Here is an 18,356-nt window from a genome sequence, read left to right on the forward strand (position 1 = left end):
CTTAAAAGAGTAATTGAAAGAGACTTTTATTAAGTAAACAAACGAATGCCAAAATAAAAACTGAGGGTGATAAAATGAATTCATTAATGGGTTTGATCAACTTAGAACATGAATACGATTTTTTAGAAGAACTAACCTATTTCCGCTGTGGAGCTGCTGCTCCTTTCGGAGGAAGATACCGTCTCATAGACTTCACTCTGTCTAACATGGTGAACTCAGGAGTAGAAGAAGTCGCTGTTTTCACAAACCATAAATACCGTGCGTTAATGGACCATATTGGAACAGGGGCAGACTGGGAGTTAGCAAGACGACACGGAGGACTTTTTATATTACCTCCAGACTGGAATGATCCAACCGATATTTCTCGCGGGGACCTTCGTCACTTTCACAACAATCGAGACTATTTTAAACGTTCAAAAGCAGACCATGTGATTATTAGTGGTAGTCAGTTTATTTCTAATAGCAACTATAAAAAAGCGTTCGAATACCATCTCGAACGTGATGCTGATGTCACGTGTGTTTCTACACATGTCGAAGAATTCAAACCTGAACATGTCTCTCAACTACGTATTGAAAATAATGACGAAGATTGGGTAACGAATTTTACAAATGACCAACAAAATCCTCACCTGTTTACAGGTGTTTATATTATTAAAAAAGAGATATTAATGAAACTTGTGGATGAATGTATTGCTTATCATAAAGATCATTTCTTTTTTGATGGGATTAAAGCCAACTTAGATAAATTAAAAGTTCAGTTTTACTCTTACGAAGGTTACTCGGCATTTATTAACTCCGTTGAGAGTTTTTATCGACATAATTTAAATCTTTTAAACCCTGAAAACTATAAATCATTATTTTTCAAAAATCAGTTTGTCCTAACAAAAATTAGTAATGAACCACCTGCAAAATATCGAAAAGGGGCAAATGTATCAGGGTCTATGTTCGCAAATGGATGTGTCATAGATGGAGAAGTCTCTAACAGTGTTATCTTTCGAGGCGTAAAAATTAATCAAAGTGCAAATGTTAAAAACTCTGTAATTATGCAACGTTGTACGATTGAAAAAGATGTATATTTAGAGAACGTTATTCTTGATAAAGACGTTCACGTAACTGCCGGACAAACGTTTATTGGCTCAAAAGAGAAACCTTTTGTTGTTGCTAAACGAAAAACTATTTAAAAATGTAATATGAGGTAAATACTAAATAGATGGCTCTGTTGTTGGTGAATACTATCCATTTTAGATCGAAGGTAGTTCACCAACCAGAGCCAAATAAATAAAGGAGAAGAGATTCTATTATGAAAAAAATATTATTTACAGCTTCAGAATGTACCCCTTTTGTGAAAACAGGAGGTCTTGCCGATGTCATTGGGTCTCTTCCCCAAGCATTGATAGAAGCTAAATTAGCTGAGGTACGAGTCATTTTACCTTTATACGATGAAATACCAGCTCAGTGGAAAGAAAAAATGGAGAAAGTAGCTACTTTTGATGTAAAAGTCGGCTGGCGAGACCAACAAGCAACGCTTTACACGCTGAAACACGAAGGAATCGTTTTCTATTTTCTAGCCAATACTTTATATTTCACTAGAAAAGGAATTTACGGTTACTATGACGATGGTGAACGTTTTGTCTTTTTCAGTCAAGCCATTATCGATGCATTTCCTTATTTAGATTACACGCCTGATGTTCTCCATGCACATGATTGGCAAACTGGCTTAGCTGTGGCATTCGCAAAAGTCGCACCCCCAACCCCAAATTTGCGTACAGTTTTTACGATTCACAACATCAAGTATCAAGGGATGATGCCACATCAAGCCTTTGACGATCTATTTCAATTACCCCTTGAGCACTTTGCAGGTTTCGAGTGGAACGGGATGATTAACTGCATGAAGGCAGGTCTTTTCCATGCAGATAAAATTACGACAGTAAGCCCTAGTTACGCAGAAGAAATTAAAGATCCTTATTATAGTGAAGGACTACACACGATTCTTCACCAACGAGCAAACGATTTATCAGGGGTTATAAATGGGATTAACACTAACGACTATCACCCATCTAAGGACCCTCATATCGCCGTAAATTACAGCCATTCTCGTGTGAAGAAAAAAGATAACAAAGAAGTCCTTCAAAAAGAGTTTGGTCTTCCCGTGAACAGAGATGTGCCAATGTATGTTGCAATATCAAGACTTGTAGAACAAAAAGGATTTCATTTACTAGAACGAATTTTAGATGAATTTTTACAAGAAGACGTTCAAGCTATCGTTTTAGGCACTGGGGAGCATGAGTTTGAACAGTCTTTCTCTCACTTAGCTCATAGGCATAGCGATAAAATGGTTACGTTATTAAAATTTGATGAAGGGCTAGCTAGACAATTATATGCTAGCGCTGACTTTTTTATCATGCCTTCGATGTTTGAGCCTTGCGGATTATCGCAACTCATTGCTTTGCAATACAAAACGGTTCCAATTGTTCGTGAAACGGGTGGATTAAAAGATACGGTTAAACCATTTAACGAAATCACTGGTGAAGGAAATGGGTTTAGTTTTTCCAACTATAATGCTCATGACTTGCTATCTGTCATGAAATATTCGTTAAATGTTTATCATAACTCCGATGCATGGCCTCGTTTATTGAAAAATGTGAATAAAAGTCAATTTGGCTGGAAAGAATCAGCAAAAGCTTACGCCGATATCTACGACTCATTTGTAGATGCAGGAAATAATGAGGAGTGAACGCAGAATGAACAAATACACCAAGGAAGCTTTTGTTAACCTTCTGGAAGATAAATTGACCAGAAAAAGAAGAATACACATGGAAGATGCTTCAGACAAAGATTTATACTACGTTATTGCATCGATTGTGAAAGATGAGCTAACCCCTAAATGGTTAGATACGCAAGAAAAATATAAAAGTAATGAAACAAGACAAGTCTATTACTTATCCATGGAATTTCTCATCGGAAGACTTCTAGAGAGTAATTTACTTAATTGTGGATTATTAGATGTTTGTAACGAGGCTCTAAGAGAAATAGGTCGTGACCCTGAAGAAATTTATAAAAATGAACATGACGCAGGACTTGGGAACGGTGGCCTAGGTCGACTCGCTGCTTGTTTTCTTGATTCCATTGCTTCATTAAATTTACCAGGACATGGATCAGGAATTCGTTATCGATACGGTTTATTTGAACAACGAATCATTCACGGTAATCAAATTGAATTGCCGGATTATTGGCTAAAGGAAGAATATCCTTGGGAAACGAGAAAAACAGACGAAGCGATAGAAGTTCATTTTGGTGGATCTGTTCATATGCATAAAAAAAGCGACGGAACGTTAGAATTCTCTTATCATAACACAGATAAAGTAATGGCAGTCCCATATGACGTTCCCGTAGTCGGATATCAAAACAATGTCGTAAATACTTTAAGACTTTGGAGTGCGGAACTTCCTCAGGATGAATCAGATTTTTTATCTGAACCATCGAGTCAATATTATCATCACTTAGATCACACTCATTCCGTTGAACAAATATCAGGCTTTTTATACCCAGACGATTCTAGTTTTGAAGGAAAAGAGTTACGTTTGAAACAACAATATTTTCTCGTTTCTGCAACAATTAAAGGAATTATTAATAAGTTTAAAGACGAACATAATCTTCCCTTAACATCTTTGCAAGAAAAAGTCGTTATTCAAATTAATGATACTCATCCAAGTTTAGCTGTCCCAGAACTAATGCGTATTCTGATGGACGAAGAAGGATTAAACTGGAAACAAGCATGGAATGTGACTACGAAAGTGATTGCTTATACGAATCATACAACGTTAAGTGAAGCTCTCGAAAAATGGCCAGTATCTATGATTCAAAACCTTCTTCCGCGAATTTTCATGATTATTAATGAAATAAACGAAAGATTTTGCCAAGGAATTTGGTTTGATCATCCTGAATTAAGAGACAGTATTCCTGAGCTAGCAATTATAGCTGATGATCAAGTTCATATGGCACATCTAGCTATCGTTGGTAGTTTTAGTGTGAATGGCGTTGCTCGCCTCCACACGGAAATATTGAAAACGAAGGAAATGAAAAACTTCTATACGTTATATCCGAGACGATTTAATAACAAAACGAATGGCATTACCCATCGTCGCTGGCTTTTACAAGTAAACCCTTGTTTATCAAAGGCGATTACCGAAGCGATTGGACCGCAGTGGGTCAAACAGCCTAACAAATTAATAAGTTTACTTAGATACTCTAACGATAGGCCTTTCTTAGAAAAAATCGATCAAGTAAAGCGAGAAAACAAGCAGGTGCTTGCTAATCTCATTCATAAACAAACGGGAGTAACAGTTGACGAAGAATCTATCTTTGATGTTCAAATCAAGCGTCTCCACGAATATAAACGTCAATTATTAAACATCTTTCACGTCATATATCTCTACAATGAGTTAAAAGAAAATCCATCATTGGACTTAACTCCTAGAACGTTTATTTTTGCAGCAAAAGCAGCACCTAGCTATCATTTAGCTAAAGAGGTCATTAAGTTGATTCACCATGTTGCGTCTATTGTGAACTTCGATAAAACTGTTAACGGAAAGTTAAAAGTTATTTTCCTTGAAAATTACAATGTTAGCTTGGCAGAAAAGATCATCCCTGCTGCCGATATAAGTGAACAAATTTCAACAGCTAGTAAAGAGGCTTCTGGAACAGGAAATATGAAAATGATGATGAACGGTGCACTCACAGTTGGTACACTAGATGGCGCCAATATTGAAATTAAAGACCTTGTAGGCGATGACAATATATTTATATTTGGCTTAAAAGCCGATGAAGTGTTGAACTATTATAAAAACGGCGGCTATGTTGCAAAAGATATTTATAATACCGATGAACGTGTAAGAAAAATTCTTGATCAATTAAATTACGGCGAATTTGGTGCTCATGAGATTGAATTTAAAGATATTTTCTATAATATCCTTTATCATAATGACCCTTACTTCGTTTTAAAAGATTTCGATCCTTATATCGAATCTCACGAGCTCATTGAGCGAGCATATCGACATAAAAAGTCATGGCAAAAAATGAGTGTTACAAATATCGCTTATTCTGGTAAGTTTTCTAGTGATAGAACGATTAAAGAATATGCTTCTGAAATTTGGAAAATCTAGGTGCGTTAGTCAACGAATTGTATACAATTCAATAGGAAAAAGCACTGATTGACGAGTTTTTTCGTCTTCAGTGCTTTTTCACTTGGAAATATACGCCGTTCATTCCCTCATTATTTTTTTTTTTCTACCTCATATGTACTTAAAGCAGAGCTTTTGATTACGATATTTCAGATTCCCAATTTTTAAGGATGTAATCTAGTTCCTCTTTTTCTTCGAGAGTCATTGCAGGCTGAATTTCAAAGAACTTTTCACTCCGGTTAAATGCAACGAGTTTCTCTCTCTCCCAGTGATTAATACCTGATTCCATCATGTCTTTCAATGCCGTTTTAAAAGAATGTGCAAATACGGTTACTTTCTCATTTTCCATAGAAAGCTCGACTCCCTTTCTTCCTGTCCAGTCAAAAGTAGCTCGCACGTAAATTATGTTTTGGAGTAGCTTGCCTGATTCTTCGTGTTGATTCATTAAATCGATCCCTCATTTTATAATAATATACGGTGTCACACACTTTTACTATCTTATAGGATCAATCAATCATTATCAATAGAAGAGTCTTCCGTTTCCTCATAAGGGGAACGATTATCTTGTGAACGATTTTGTGAAACCGTTAGACTATGTGAAAGGAGAAGATCAGCTATTTTCAATTGAATATTTTTTATCGGCGACTGATTTTTTAATAATTGTTCATGAAAAGATGTGAAACTTCTTTTATCAACGAATTGAACCCGCTTACTTTTAGGCGGGATATCAATGAAACTATCTTTTGCTAATACAACATGTTTAATAGGTAAAGTGATATCTTTTTGTTGTAAAATGGAATCAACAACCAACCTCATTCGATTCAATGTGATATAAGGATGAAGAAATCGTTCTTCGCTTTTATTTTCTTTCCTCTTCCAAAATCTATCTGTCTCCATCTCAAAAATTGTTTGATCTGTTCCAAGAAGTGGAGTAATTAAATAAATATCATTTGGCGTTAAAATGATAACATCCATATCAACCGGAGCCCTTTTCATAAGAAATACAGGCTGATAGAAAATAAAATACGTATCTGGAAGATTCTTCACTAAAAAACCCAAAAGGGAATCGTAATAATAACTGCGCTTCACATTAGAAACCTCTGAAACAGTGGAACTAGCCCAGTTCAATTGAAATTCAAACAATTCTTCACGAAACGATTTCTTTAACTGATCGATAGAGTGAACTGATAATTGTCGGTTTGTAGGTAAATTCATTTCATCTCTTGGTTGTTCGTGTTTTTTTCCTCGGAGTTTATTCCAAGACCTTTTTAACATCGTTTCATTCTCTTCTTCGTAAACATTCAAATTTGGCAAATGAGAAAATCCTTTTTTCCTCACTTCCCAATCTTGTTTTAATCTTTGCCAGCGCTCTTTTTTCAAGCGAACGTATCTGCTTGGGTACCGATAAATATCGATCTCATAACGTGACACATAGTCGGATAATTTTACGAGTTGCGCCATGCTTTTCACCCTCTCATCATGCTTATTACAATTGCTCTGTAAAAAAACTTTCGTTTAATATTAAAACTAAACAGGTCCTTTAGAGTAAATGAATCGTCGATATTTTTTCATACATCGGCTCTTGGGACGGGTGGATCTGATACAAACAGATACGGTCAACCAATTGCTCTCTCTTTGTTATGGAAGATGGAAATATCCAGCTTTCAGGTTTATTTTCAGCCAAGTTGCGCCATTTTTTTGCTAATGTCATGTGAGGATTGTAATCACGCTGACTTTTTGGAAAGCCAAGTAGTTCAGCTTCCTTTTGAATTGATGACTGAAGTTGAATAAGTTTATCTTGTTTTTCCATGCTGATATAAAAAACCCTAGGAGTTTTTTGATTGCCAAAAATATTCAGGTGTGAAAATGTTATTGGAAAAGCTTGAACCTTTGATAAAGTCGATTCAAGTTCTTTCCATAACTGTACCCTTTTTTCAGGCTCCCAACTACCTAAAAATAATAACGTTACATGAAAGTCCTCTTTGTTGACTATTTTTTTGTAATATTTGGGTAAATGAAACCCCTTCTGGATCGTTTCATATTCTATTTTATCTCGATTTGAGATAGGAATACCAATAAATGTATGGGGTTGATTCACTTGATTCACTCCTCTTTTTCCTCACTAGTAAGCTGTGATACAATATATATTAATCAGATCTACTTAATAGTCTTTATAAGAATATGTCAATATGCCACTCAGTCTTATAAACAAAAATGCAAAATGATTAAACCTACACAACCATCAGAAAGGATGACGAATTTCATGAAAGTTGTTAACAATATGTCCGAACTAATTGGTGATACTCCCCTCGTGAAGCTACAAAAATTACCTGATAAAAAAGGTGCACAAGTATATTTAAAACTTGAATTCATGAACCCGAGTGGCAGTGTAAAAGATCGCGCTGCTTTCAATATGATTGATCAAGCTGAAAAGAAAGGTCTAATTAATAAAGATTCAGTCATTATCGAACCGACATCAGGAAATACTGGCATTGGTTTAGCAATGACTGCTGCTGCAAAAGGGTACAAATCGATCCTAGTTATGCCAGACACGATGTCGAATGAAAGAATTAATTTACTAAAGGCATATGGAGCAAAAGTTGAACTGACACCAGGAGATAAAAAAATGCCAGGTGCCATTGAAAAAGCACATGAACTAGTAAAAGAAATCCCTAATAGCTATATGCCAATGCAGTTTGAAAACGAAGCAAACCCTGACGCACACCGATTCACAACGGCAGCAGAAATCATTGATGGCATGGATCAAATAGGGAAAAAGCTTTCAGCATTTGTTGCCGCTTCAGGTACAGGTGGGACGATTACTGGTACTGGTGAAGAACTAAAAAAACATTATCCCGATGCGACCATTCACGTCGTTGAGCCAAAAGGATCTCCTGTTTTATCAGGAGGAAAACCTGGTCCACATAAGTTAGTTGGAACGAGTCCAGGATTTATCCCACCTATTTTAAATCAAGACGTTTATGAAGAAATATTCAAGATATCAGATGGCGATGCTTATGAAATCACCCATCGTTTATCGAATGAAGAAGGGATTTTAGTCGGACCTTCTTCAGGTGCTGCATGTTTTGCCGCCTTGGAAGTAGCAAAACGATTATCTCCTGATGACGTCGTTGTTGCGATCGCTTGTGATACTGGTGAACGCTATCTTTCCACAGATTTATTTGAGGTTTAATACTACCTATAATGGCGCCTATGTTACCGTAGGTGCCATTTTTTTACTTTTAATCATCCATAGTGTGAGAAACGCTCCTACTAATGAAAGGACACCATAAAACAAATAAACAGATAAGATTGAATACCACTCCATAATAACTCCCGCACTAATACTAAAAAACCAAGCCCCCAGTCCATTACCGACTGCAGAATAAATCGCTACTGCTGTTGCCTTCACTTCTTTTGGTGCTAACTCCGTAACATACTGCAAAGCTGCTGGAACAAATAAACCTATACTGAACCCTTGAATGACTGTTGTCATGTAAATAAATTCAGGCGTTGGTCCAGTAAAGTAAAATAACCAACGAATACCTGATGCTAGAGCAGCGACAAATAAAATCACTAAGATTCCTCGTTTTCTAATCCAATCTCCAGCCCACCTCATGAAGGGGACTTCACTACCTGCCGCTAACAAGAAGGCAAATCCCACACCAGCCAATGAACCGCCACTAAATTGAATCAATAAACCAAAATAAAAATTATTTGCCATGATTGGTCCAAAGACTAAAAAGGTCACAAGAAGAAATACTAAAAAACCAGGAACTTTCACTAATTTTTTCATACCACCTCTAATATCTACTTTTTCCATTACGGATTCCTTAGGCATTCCTGCAGAGAAAATGGCACTTAAAAATAAGACAAACGCAAATGCATAAAAAATGACAGTAAGTCCCATCCAATCAGATAACATCCCCATAAACCAAACGGCCAATGCAAATCCTACTGCACCCCAAAGACGAATATTTCCATAGTCTCCGCCATTTTTAAAAACATAATTCATCGCCATACTATCAGACAACGGAATAATTGCACTTTGGAATACAGCTAACCCTGCTGCAATACTCACCAATACAAAGTATTCTTCTGCAAACAAATATGTAAAACCCATGCTTCCTGCTCCTATTACAGAAAACGTTAAAAGCATTCTAGGTCTTTTAGTATAATCACTTAAGATCCCCCAAACGGGTTGTGTTAGCAACATCACGATTGGTCCAATCGATGTAATCATCCCGATTTGCGAACCAGATAGTTGTATATCATTTTGTAAATAAACCGTTAATAGAGGAAACAAACCTCCAAATCCAAAATATGCAAGAAAATAAAAAACTTTCATATTAAAAAATGTACGTTGTTGTTCATTTATCATCGTCTATCCCTGACTTCCTTTTTTCTCTTCATTTATTAGTATTACTTGGCTAGTTCATATATTGCTTTTGTATAGATCGTTGTAATCATTAAAAGGTGGTCAATAGCTATATGTTCATCTGCTTGGTGAGCAAGATCTTTCTGTCCTGGAAACAACGGACCAAAAGCAACTCCTGCATCAAGTGACCTTGCATATGTTCCACCACCAATTGCCAGAAGTTTTGCTTCTTCCCCTGTGCTCTCTTTATACACGTTTGATAAAGTTCGAACTAACGGGTGTTTTTTATCAACCATATGGGGCTCACCATGAGAACCAATTTCCCCTGTAAATCCGTATTGACCCATTCCTGTATCAAGGTTCACCTTTATTTCTTCAAACGCTGCGTCCTTAGGATAACGCACATTCAAACCAATCGTTGCATGAGATCCTAGCTCATAATTCATCTTACCTAAATTAACGGTTACATTCCCCAGCTCTTCATTAGAATAAGAAAACCCTAACTTCTCCCCTCTAGAGTCGCCTAAAAAGAAGTTTACTAATGGTTGAAAGAATGCAAGTTCATCTTCATTTAATGATAAATCTAATAAAAATGTTGCTAATAAAAGCCCCGCATTTACCCCATCATTAGGTTCCATCCCATGAGCAGAAACTCCATGAACAGTTAATTTCAATAATCCATTTAGTGTTTCTGCACTGCCTTTACAATCCTTTTTCAAAAGGAACTGTTCAAAAGACTTTTTCAACTCTTCTTCATGAGCTTCTATATTATGAAGAAATGCGTTAGCTCTATCTGGAACCATATTTAATCTTTGTCCCGATTGAAAAGACTGAATAAATCCATTTTTATTTGAAAGCTTTTTAGTATAATGAAAATCACAAATCCCTTTTTCTGCATAGATAATCGGAAAATCTGCGTCTGGAGCAAAACCAAAGGTAGGCATAGTTTCATGTTTAAAATAATGGTCTACACATCGCCACTGACTTTCTTCATCCGTACCAACAATTAAACGGATTCTTTTTCCTAATGAAACGCCACTGTCTTTCAGAATTTTCATAGCATAATAACATGCCATTGTAGGACCTTTATCATCGATGGCTCCCCTAGCATAAATCTTCTCATCACGGATCTGTGCACTAAAAGCCGGTGATGTCCAGTCATCTCCTCCAGGAACAACATCAATATGACAAAGAATACCGACAACTTCTTCTCCACTTCCCCACTCAATGTGTGCAGCATAACCATCATATTCTTTCACTTGAAATCCGTCTGTTCTTGCTTTATGTAATAACCAATCATAGGCTTCTCGAATACCATCACCAAATGGCGCTAATCCCTTAGCCGTTGTTTCATCCAACACACTTTCTATTTGTAAAAATTGTTGGGTATCTTTAATTATTTCGTCTTGCTCGTTTTTTACATATGTATCCCACTTTTTCAATTCAATCGACCCCTTTATATACACTTCCACATAGTAGTATACGCCTTTCTTATTGCTCTGGAAAGAGAACTTTCAACCATGGTTCCTAGCTCCCTTTATCCCCTTAAATGATAGCTTACAAATTGAATGCTTTACTCAAAGCCCTTTTTTACGGTAAAATGTAAATAACACTTGTCAGCTACTCTAATAACCGTTATTAAGAAAAGAATCAGGTAACGTTCATTTAAAGGAGGGAAACGCATTGAACTTAAGCTCCATGATGGGTGCACAAGCTCAGCAAATGCATCAAACACTTAACAGTAGTTTATTAAAAAGCGCGTTATCCACTCAAGCTGCTACAAGTATTCAAATGCTTGAAAAAATGAATGAAGCACAAGAAAATCTCACTAATACTCGTCAAGCACCACACCCATCTTTAGGAAAGAACATTGATCTGAAGCTTTAGTCATTTGTTTATTTCAAAATTTCGCCCTGTTTTTTCCAACTTTGAACTTACCACAAAGGGTGAATTGATAAGGAGTGGTTTTTTGAAACCTTCAACTGACCGGATGTTGACTAGGATTAAATCCATCTACCTCTACATTAGAAAAAAAGGTAGCGTCTCGACTAGAGAATTAGTTGAGGAATTCGGCATCACCGAACGAACTGTACAAAGAGACTTAAATGTACTTGAATATAACAACCTTGTCGTCAGTCACGAAAGAGGTGTCTGGACAACAACCAATAAAAAAATCAAAGTTTCCTAAAACTTTGACGTATACTTATGTGACCAGGATCTAGTTCCTGGTTTTTTATTTCTTGAAAAGTGAAGCTATCGAATATGTGTCGTCGTCCCATATTCCATAGCTTTGACCTTTTTCAAAAATTAAAAATTTGTCCTCATCCACTAGTTATTCATTAAACAAAATAAAAAAGTAGCATAAGTTTCCTTATACTACTTTTCAAAACTATTCATTGCGAATACCCCTGTTGCAAATCAATTAATTCTTTTTCCGTTAATTCACGATAGTGTCCTTTCTCTAGTTCTAGATCAAGATGCAGAGAACCCATCCGCTTTCGTTCTAATTTGACGACTCTTTTCCCCTGTGTTTGAAACATGCGCTTCACTTGATGATACTTTCCTTCCTGGATTGTAATGTTTAATTTAGAAAGATCACCCTCAGTAATGATATGAATTTTCGCAGGTTTTGTCTCATATCCATCTTCAAGTGTAACTCCTCGTTCTAAAGCGAGAATATCTTCTTCCGACGCTGGTATATCAAGATAGACTAAATATGTTTTATCTACTTTCTTTTTTGGTGAAGTCAGCTGATGAGCAAGTTTTCCATCGTTCGTTAACAATAATAATCCCGTTGTGTCTTTATCTAATCTTCCAACTGGGAAAGGTTCATATAATTGATGTTTCGTTTCTAATAACTCAACTACAGTTTTCTCTACCTTATCTTCTGTTGCAGAGACGTACCCAGCTGGTTTGTTCATCATCAAATATATAAATTCTTTGTAATCTACTCGTTCTCCAAATATTTCGAGGAGATCATTTTCTGGATTTACATGAAATTTTCCGTCTTTTACCGTTTCACCATTTACAGTAAAAGCACTTTTTTTCAGAAGTTTTTTCACTTCTTTTCTGGATCCATAGCCCATACTGGCTAAGAGCTTATCTGTCCGCAAAATAACTTCCCTCATTTCTTCTACTCTTCTTCTCCAAACATATAATGCCTCGTCCTAATATTTACATTCAGAACAATGCCAACTGCAAGCATATTTGTAACGAGAGCACTTCCCCCGTAACTTATAAATGGTAAAGCTAAACCAGTAATCGGAACTAAACCAATTGTCATACCGATGTTCTGGAAAATTTGAAATACGAGTAAACCAATCACACCTGAAACTAAATAGGTACCAAATGTGTTGTTACACGTAAAGGCAATGATGACCATTCGATAAAGTAGTAAAAAGTAGACAACAATTAGCACTGTTGCACCTACAAAACCAAATTCCTCACCAATGACAGTGAAAATAAAATCGGTATGAAGCTCTGGAATTGCCCCACTTTGTGACTTCATCCCTGCTGTTAATCCACTTCCGTATAGCTGTCCTGCACCAATTCCTTGTAGCGCATGGTATAACTGATATCCTTCTGCCCCAATGTTGGCACTAGGATCCAACCAAGCATAAATACGGCTTAACTGGTGCGGTTTAATAACAGTCGAAAAAAGTTCAAAGAAATTGTTATGAAGCCATACTAGTAAACCTATCCCCATCACTACTAACGTAGAAAGAAGTCCAATCATTCGAAAGGTAACCCCTGCCATCAATATCATGATAAAAATAATTGCTCCAACAACTAATGCCGTTCCTAAATCCGGTTGAATTAAGATTAATGCGAATGGCGGAAGTCCGACAGCAAGAATTTTTCCCACGACGATACAATCTGATGTAAACGTCTTATCACGAGGGATTTTCGTTATGGTATATAGTAAATGAGCCAATGCTATGATTAAAAATATTTTCACGAATTCTGAAGGTTGAAAACGGAAGAGACCATCTATTCCAATCCATCTTTGAGCACCGTTAATTTCAATTCCCACAAAGTGAACGGCTAATAATAGAACCATGCCTAGAATATAGAAAGGAATGGAAAAATTCTTAAACATTTCATAGTCTACAAGCATGGCCCCCAACATTAAAATCGTTCCAATAGCAAACCAAATAATCTGTCGTTGAATAAAATATCCTGGCCCTACTGCATACTGATCCGCCGTTGCCGCACTGTATATCGCTAATAAACTAATACACATTAGAACGAATAAGAAAAATAATAATGTATAATCAAGTTGTTGAAACGCACTTTTACGTTCTTGCATGTCGCCACCCACCAAAACTTTCCATTTTTATTTGCTATACGAAGCTGAAGCACTTCCAATAATTTCATTATATTCTTCTTTTATCTCATCATCATACGATGATTCTTGCCGTTCTCGTTCGGTTTTACGGGAAATATTGGCTAATATCCCCATAGAAATAAACGTTATCATCAATGACGATCCTCCATAGCTCAGGAATGGAAAAGGAATTCCTGTAATAGGAAGGATACCATTCACTGCACCAGCATTGAAAATCATTTGTATCGCTAATTGGAAAACAAGTCCAAATGCAAGGAGACTACCAAATGTATCACGACATCTTGCACCAATCAATACCCCTCTTCCAATTATAAAGAACATTACAAAAAACACAGCGGCAATCCCTAGCAACCCTAACTCCTCACTAATAATTGCTAAAATAAAGTCTGTATGAGCTTCAGGAAGATAAAACAACTTCTGAACGCTCTGACCTAACCCTGCTCCTGAAACGCCACCGTGAGCAATTGCAATATATGATTGAACTAGCTGAAAACCATCCGTTTGTTCGAGCTCAAATGGATTCCTGTGCCCTAACAACCGGTTCAATCGGTAAGGAGCCGAGTTCGCATAATGATAGAGAGCCCACGTTGCCAATGAACCTAAAGATATAAGGTGAATCATTCTTGCCCCTGAACAAAAAGCAATCAATCCTGCTACAAGAACAATAGACGTTGCTGTTCCTAAATCTGGTTGCATCATGATTAAAAAGAAAAATACGATAACCACAATGAGTGGTGGCATAACACCTGTAAAAAATTTATTTATGTAAGCCTGTTTGCGAGAATAAACATAAGCTAAATAAATAATCGATCCTATTTTAACAAACTCTGATGGCTGAAGCGTAAATCCCGCAATATTTATCCACCTTGTTGCTCCGTTAACTTCATATCCTACACCTGGAATTAATATTAATAAAAGGAGTAAAAAAGACCCTCCGACAATAAACGGTGATAATTTACGATAATGACGATAAGGAAAAAACATAAAAAATATAAATAAAAAGCTAGAAATGATCAACCATTGAAGCTGTCGATCAAAGAAATGTGTAATGTTATTATAATGTTCATACCCTTGCACAAAACTTGCACTATAAATCATGACAAGACCAAACAACGCTAAAAAGGTAATGCTACCAATCAAATACCAATCTATATATAGTTTTTTTGGTTTTATTTGCTCCAAGGCGTTCACCTCCACAATACGATGAGCTGCGCCCATACTAATTCTTACATTATAGCAGATGCTGACATGGTCTAAAAGAGACTTGGGAACTGACATAATATTTTACACGATTCTATTTTTTTATTTAACACATATATTCATCTTATTCACGTTTTCGTGAATTGTTGGACTGCAACTACTCTCTTCCGGCGGAGTAACGATCCAAGAGGGATACCTCAGGACATGAGCCCAGGGAAGTCCATGGATTTCGCACGAAAGAAAGTGGGGATCTCCCGTAACTTTTTATTTTTCAGCGTAAAATAATAAAAAAACGCCCAAACCAAAATTGGCTGAACGTTTTTAATATAGTTATTTTCTTAATAGATTATCCTCGTAGCGCTTTTGCTACAGTTGCAACTCTTTTACCGAGTCTTCTCGCCATAACAAGTTCTCTTTCATCATGTTGGTTACTTCCATCCGGTCCTGCAACAGTAGATGCGGCATATGGAGAGCCACCAATTCCATCCGTTGTCATTTGCTCAGGATTTTCTCCATATGGAAGTCCTACGTAAATGAATCCAAAATGAAGTAGATTAATCATAGAAGTAATTGCCGTTGTTTCTTGACCACCGTGAATGGATCCTGTACTAGTAAAAATACCAGTTGCTTTTCCTTCCAATTCTCCATTCATCCACAAAGCCCCTGCTGAATCAAGATATTGTTTCATTTGTGCTGGCATAGAACCAAATCGTGTTGGAATTCCCCATACTACGCCATCTGCCCATTTCAAGTCATCATGCGTGGCAACAGGTACTTCTTCTTGCGCTTTTTGAGCTTGTACATATGCATCTTGACCTGACATCGCTTGTTTTACGACATCAAACTCTTCCACTCGAACCATTTTCACTTCTGCACCTTCTACTTCAGCGGCGCCTTCTGCGACTGCTTTCGCCATCGTGTAAATATGTCCGTAAGTACTGTAATAAGGAACCAAAACTTTTGTCATCAACGAAACACTCCTTCTAAATTTTGTAATTTATCGTTATCCTTGAACTATTATTCCTTTTAAAGGATAAAATAAACCTATTACCTTTTTAAATAAGCGATTTATTTGTTCATTACTTACCTTTAGTTAGTATCCTATCTTATCTACTTACTAAAGTCAAGTAAGTTGTGGTATAATGATAAAAGATATATGATTCCAAAGGGGTGATAGTAATGGTAAATATAAATATGTGCCCTAAATTTGAATCTGCTTTTCTATTACTAGGGAAACGTTGGAACGGGTTAATTCTGCGAGTCCTGCTACAAGGACCTGCAAGGTTTCGGGATATTTCGGCAAACATCCCTAGTATGAGTGATAAAATGCTTGTGGACCGGTTAAAAGAATTAGAACAAGCTGAATTAGTCAAACGCTCAGTCTTTCCAGAAACTCCTGTTCGAATTGAATATGAATTGACGGAGAAAGGAAAAGCTATTGAACCTGCTTTAGACGAAGTACAAAATTGGGCTGAAAATTGGATGAACTAAAAAAAGATGCGCGGAGGTTTTGAACCTCTACGCATCTTTTTCTAATTATTTTCATTTTTTTTCAAAAAGTCAAATCGATGACCTAAAATTTGTCCTGCAAGTCCTGAACGAATACTAATATTCATATAAACGACCGCTCCAGATAAAATAGTAACCGCTAAAATTAAAATAGCATCAAGTCGACTATTAATCGGGATCATTTGTTGAAAACCATAATTTAAAAAAGCTACAACAGCCCCCATGATAGCTGCAAACAAACTGATGAGGAGGAATCGTTTGATCATAAAACTGTAATTGTATTCTGCATATTTCCCAATCGCCCATATGTTCACACTAATCGCTATTAAATAACCAATACCGGTAGCAAGGACCGCTCCTTGTGCTGCAAAAAATGAAATCAGTATCGCGTTAAATACCGTCTTAAACAACAACCCGGCTATTAAAGCAATGACCGCATATTTTTGCTTGTTTATTCCTTGCAATAATGAAGAAGTCACTGCAAAGATTGAGAAGGCAACGGCGATAGGAGCGTATGACCTTAAAATATCTGAACCAATCGCTACTTCCTCCAAACCAAACAATGCCGCATATGACGGTTCCGCTAACAACATTAGTCCAATCGCTGCTGGAATCGTTAAGAAAAAGATAATTTGATACGTCTGCGTAATCGTTCGTTGAAGCCTATCTGTTTCATTATTTATAAAAGCACTTGTAACAGTTGGCAAAATCGTTAAAGACATCGCTGTTGCTACAGCAACTGGTATAAGGATTAGTTTGTGAGAAGTTTGTGTAAAGGCTGCATAATAAGTCTCGTAGACGGATTGAGTGAATCCTGCATTCCTCATCGCTTCGTTAAAGGTCAATAAATCAACGGTTTGATATAAAGGAATTGAAAGCCCTACTAAAGAAATTGGGATCGCATACGCAAACAGTTCTTTATACATTTTAGGCAACGGTATTTGGTGATCGACGGTACTTTGTTCGATTTGTTTCTGTAACCCAATCCACCGCTTTTTCCAATAATACAAAAGGACAGCTAATCCACCTAAAGCACCTACAAACGCACCAAACGTTGCAAAACCAACGGCAATTCCTAATTCTCCACCCATTAATTCAATAATGATGTATGTTAATGTAAGAATAAAAATAATCCGTATAATTTGTTCTACTACTTGTGAAATCGCTGTTGGTCCCATGGATTGGTGACCTTGGAAATAACCGCGAATCAATGCCATAATTGGTACAACGATTAGTGCTACACTAACCATACGAATCGTAAAAACCGCATCAGAAATGGAATTCCCTTCCAAACTATCTGGATCAAGCACTTGGTTAGCGATTGGTTCTGCTAAGAAAAATAAAGCTAAGAAAGCAAAAATACCTGTGATTGTCATAATGATGAGACCGGACTTTAACAAACGTTGACCAGTTCGATAATCACCAAGAGCATTGTATTTGGAAACAAACTTCGATACTGCTAATGGAACACCAAGCGTTGCTAAACTCAACATCACTGTGTAAGGCGTATATCCATAGCTGTATAATGCAATTCCATCGTGCCCCACAATAGCAGTAAATGGAAATATATAAATAAGACCAAGCATTTTTGAAATAAAAATACTTGCGGTAAGAATCATTGTACCTCGAATCAGTTGCTGTTCAGACATAGTTTTTCTCCTAATGTTAAATTCACTTTCTTTACTGATAGCATTTTATCATATTTTGGGATAAGTTAGACATGATCCAGAAAAAAAAGCGA

Annotated in this window: 17 protein-coding genes; 7 read left to right on the top strand and 10 right to left on the bottom strand. The window is 36.6% G+C overall.

Features of this window, described 5'->3' with window-relative positions; genetic code table 11:
• Positions 1-74 precede the first annotated feature (74 nt).
• The 3 genes from glgD to QDN89_RS09925 all read left to right on the top strand — a co-directional run bounded on the left by glgD (position 75) and on the right by QDN89_RS09925 (position 5,162).
• A complete protein-coding gene (gene glgD / locus QDN89_RS09915) occupies positions 75-1,181 on the top strand; it encodes a glucose-1-phosphate adenylyltransferase subunit GlgD (RefSeq protein ID WP_280769971.1) in 1,107 nt (368 codons plus the stop codon).
• A 119-nt stretch (positions 1,182-1,300) separates the two neighbouring features.
• Positions 1,301-2,734 (top strand): glycogen synthase GlgA, encoded by a 1,434-nt coding sequence (glgA, locus tag QDN89_RS09920; protein ID WP_280769972.1) that lies wholly within the window; start codon positions 1,301-1,303, stop codon positions 2,732-2,734.
• Between the two features lie 7 nt (positions 2,735-2,741).
• On the top strand, positions 2,742-5,162 hold the full coding sequence (locus QDN89_RS09925) for a glycogen/starch/alpha-glucan phosphorylase (RefSeq protein ID WP_280769973.1): 2,421 nt from the start codon (positions 2,742-2,744) through the stop codon (positions 5,160-5,162).
• A 157-nt stretch (positions 5,163-5,319) separates the two neighbouring features.
• On the opposite strand, the gene QDN89_RS09930 is transcribed toward QDN89_RS09925, so the two are convergent.
• The 3 genes from QDN89_RS09930 to thpR all read right to left on the bottom strand — a co-directional run bounded on the left by QDN89_RS09930 (position 5,320) and on the right by thpR (position 7,278).
• On the bottom strand, positions 5,320-5,625 hold the full coding sequence (locus QDN89_RS09930) for a hypothetical protein (RefSeq protein WP_280769974.1): 306 nt from the start codon (positions 5,623-5,625) through the stop codon (positions 5,320-5,322).
• Positions 5,626-5,690: 65 nt separating this feature from the next.
• The gene (locus QDN89_RS09935; RefSeq protein WP_280769975.1) at positions 5,691-6,641 is read right to left on the bottom strand and encodes a hypothetical protein; all 951 of its coding nucleotides are present in this window, start codon (positions 6,639-6,641) and stop codon (positions 5,691-5,693) included.
• A 79-nt stretch (positions 6,642-6,720) separates the two neighbouring features.
• On the bottom strand, positions 6,721-7,278 hold the full coding sequence (thpR, locus tag QDN89_RS09940; protein WP_280769976.1) for an RNA 2',3'-cyclic phosphodiesterase: 558 nt from the start codon (positions 7,276-7,278) through the stop codon (positions 6,721-6,723).
• Positions 7,279-7,443: 165 nt separating this feature from the next.
• Here thpR and cysK point away from each other — a divergent pair, with 165 nt between their 5' ends.
• The gene (gene cysK, locus QDN89_RS09945) at positions 7,444-8,373 is read left to right on the top strand and encodes a cysteine synthase A (RefSeq protein WP_280769977.1); all 930 of its coding nucleotides are present in this window, start codon (positions 7,444-7,446) and stop codon (positions 8,371-8,373) included.
• Positions 8,374-8,391: 18 nt separating this feature from the next.
• Here cysK and QDN89_RS09950 read toward each other — a convergent pair whose 3' ends face one another.
• Together QDN89_RS09950 and pepV are read right to left on the bottom strand one after the other, a co-directional pair.
• Complete coding sequence (locus QDN89_RS09950; protein ID WP_280769978.1) at positions 8,392-9,561, bottom strand: MFS transporter; 1,170 nt, start codon at positions 9,559-9,561, stop codon at positions 8,392-8,394.
• A gap of 41 nt (positions 9,562-9,602) precedes the next feature.
• Entirely contained in the window at positions 9,603-11,006 is a 1,404-nt protein-coding gene (gene pepV / locus QDN89_RS09955) for a dipeptidase PepV (RefSeq protein ID WP_425335393.1), read from the bottom strand.
• 235 nt (positions 11,007-11,241) lie between these two features.
• Between pepV and QDN89_RS09960 the strand changes: the two genes are divergently transcribed.
• Together QDN89_RS09960 and QDN89_RS09965 are read left to right on the top strand one after the other, a co-directional pair.
• A complete protein-coding gene (locus QDN89_RS09960; protein WP_280769980.1) occupies positions 11,242-11,445 on the top strand; it encodes a putative motility protein in 204 nt (67 codons plus the stop codon).
• Positions 11,446-11,527: 82 nt separating this feature from the next.
• The gene (locus QDN89_RS09965; protein ID WP_280769981.1) at positions 11,528-11,746 is read left to right on the top strand and encodes a DeoR family transcriptional regulator; all 219 of its coding nucleotides are present in this window, start codon (positions 11,528-11,530) and stop codon (positions 11,744-11,746) included.
• A gap of 205 nt (positions 11,747-11,951) precedes the next feature.
• Here QDN89_RS09965 and QDN89_RS09970 read toward each other — a convergent pair whose 3' ends face one another.
• From QDN89_RS09970 to wrbA, 4 genes are all read right to left on the bottom strand, one after another.
• Positions 11,952-12,686, bottom strand: a complete 735-nt coding sequence (locus tag QDN89_RS09970; RefSeq protein ID WP_280769982.1) for a pseudouridine synthase — start codon at positions 12,684-12,686, stop codon at positions 11,952-11,954.
• 5 nt (positions 12,687-12,691) lie between these two features.
• Positions 12,692-13,867, bottom strand: a complete 1,176-nt coding sequence (rodA, locus tag QDN89_RS09975) for a rod shape-determining protein RodA (RefSeq protein WP_280769983.1) — start codon at positions 13,865-13,867, stop codon at positions 12,692-12,694.
• A 27-nt stretch (positions 13,868-13,894) separates the two neighbouring features.
• Complete coding sequence (gene ftsW, locus QDN89_RS09980; protein ID WP_425335394.1) at positions 13,895-15,097, bottom strand: putative lipid II flippase FtsW; 1,203 nt, start codon at positions 15,095-15,097, stop codon at positions 13,895-13,897.
• 355 nt (positions 15,098-15,452) lie between these two features.
• The gene (gene wrbA / locus QDN89_RS09985; protein WP_280769985.1) at positions 15,453-16,073 is read right to left on the bottom strand and encodes an NAD(P)H:quinone oxidoreductase; all 621 of its coding nucleotides are present in this window, start codon (positions 16,071-16,073) and stop codon (positions 15,453-15,455) included.
• A gap of 212 nt (positions 16,074-16,285) precedes the next feature.
• Between wrbA and QDN89_RS09990 the strand changes: the two genes are divergently transcribed.
• Positions 16,286-16,597: a winged helix-turn-helix transcriptional regulator gene (locus QDN89_RS09990; RefSeq protein WP_280769986.1), complete on the top strand. Its 312-nt coding sequence runs from the start codon at positions 16,286-16,288 to the stop codon at positions 16,595-16,597.
• Between the two features lie 41 nt (positions 16,598-16,638).
• Here QDN89_RS09990 and QDN89_RS09995 read toward each other — a convergent pair whose 3' ends face one another.
• Positions 16,639-18,264 carry a putative polysaccharide biosynthesis protein gene (locus tag QDN89_RS09995; protein ID WP_280769987.1) on the bottom strand — a complete coding sequence of 542 codons (1,626 nt, stop codon included), beginning with the start codon at positions 18,262-18,264 and terminating at the stop codon, positions 16,639-16,641.
• Between the last annotated feature and the right edge of the window lie 92 nt (positions 18,265-18,356).

The organism is Salipaludibacillus daqingensis (genome assembly GCF_029891575.1).
Classification (GTDB): Bacteria; Bacillota; Bacilli; order Bacillales; family Salisediminibacteriaceae; genus Salipaludibacillus; species Salipaludibacillus daqingensis.

Excerpts from the sequence above, each read along its gene's own strand:
- QDN89_RS09990 (WP_280769986.1), top strand. The coding sequence starts at position 16,286 with ATGGTAAATATAAATATGTGCCCTAAATTTGAATCTGCTTTTCTATTA.
- cysK (WP_280769977.1), top strand. The coding sequence starts at position 7,444 with ATGAAAGTTGTTAACAATATGTCCGAACTAATTGGTGATACTCCCCTC.
- QDN89_RS09935 (WP_280769975.1), bottom strand. The coding sequence starts at position 6,641 with ATGGCGCAACTCGTAAAATTATCCGACTATGTGTCACGTTATGAGATC.
- QDN89_RS09930 (WP_280769974.1), bottom strand. The coding sequence starts at position 5,625 with ATGAATCAACACGAAGAATCAGGCAAGCTACTCCAAAACATAATTTAC.
- glgD (WP_280769971.1), top strand. The coding sequence starts at position 75 with ATGAATTCATTAATGGGTTTGATCAACTTAGAACATGAATACGATTTT.
- wrbA (WP_280769985.1), bottom strand. The coding sequence starts at position 16,073 with ATGACAAAAGTTTTGGTTCCTTATTACAGTACTTACGGACATATTTAC.
- glgA (WP_280769972.1), top strand. The coding sequence starts at position 1,301 with ATGAAAAAAATATTATTTACAGCTTCAGAATGTACCCCTTTTGTGAAA.
- QDN89_RS09995 (WP_280769987.1), bottom strand. The coding sequence starts at position 18,264 with ATGTCTGAACAGCAACTGATTCGAGGTACAATGATTCTTACCGCAAGT.
- rodA (WP_280769983.1), bottom strand. The coding sequence starts at position 13,867 with ATGCAAGAACGTAAAAGTGCGTTTCAACAACTTGATTATACATTATTA.
- QDN89_RS09970 (WP_280769982.1), bottom strand. The coding sequence starts at position 12,686 with ATGAGGGAAGTTATTTTGCGGACAGATAAGCTCTTAGCCAGTATGGGC.
- QDN89_RS09925 (WP_280769973.1), top strand. The coding sequence starts at position 2,742 with ATGAACAAATACACCAAGGAAGCTTTTGTTAACCTTCTGGAAGATAAA.
- QDN89_RS09950 (WP_280769978.1), bottom strand. The coding sequence starts at position 9,561 with ATGATAAATGAACAACAACGTACATTTTTTAATATGAAAGTTTTTTAT.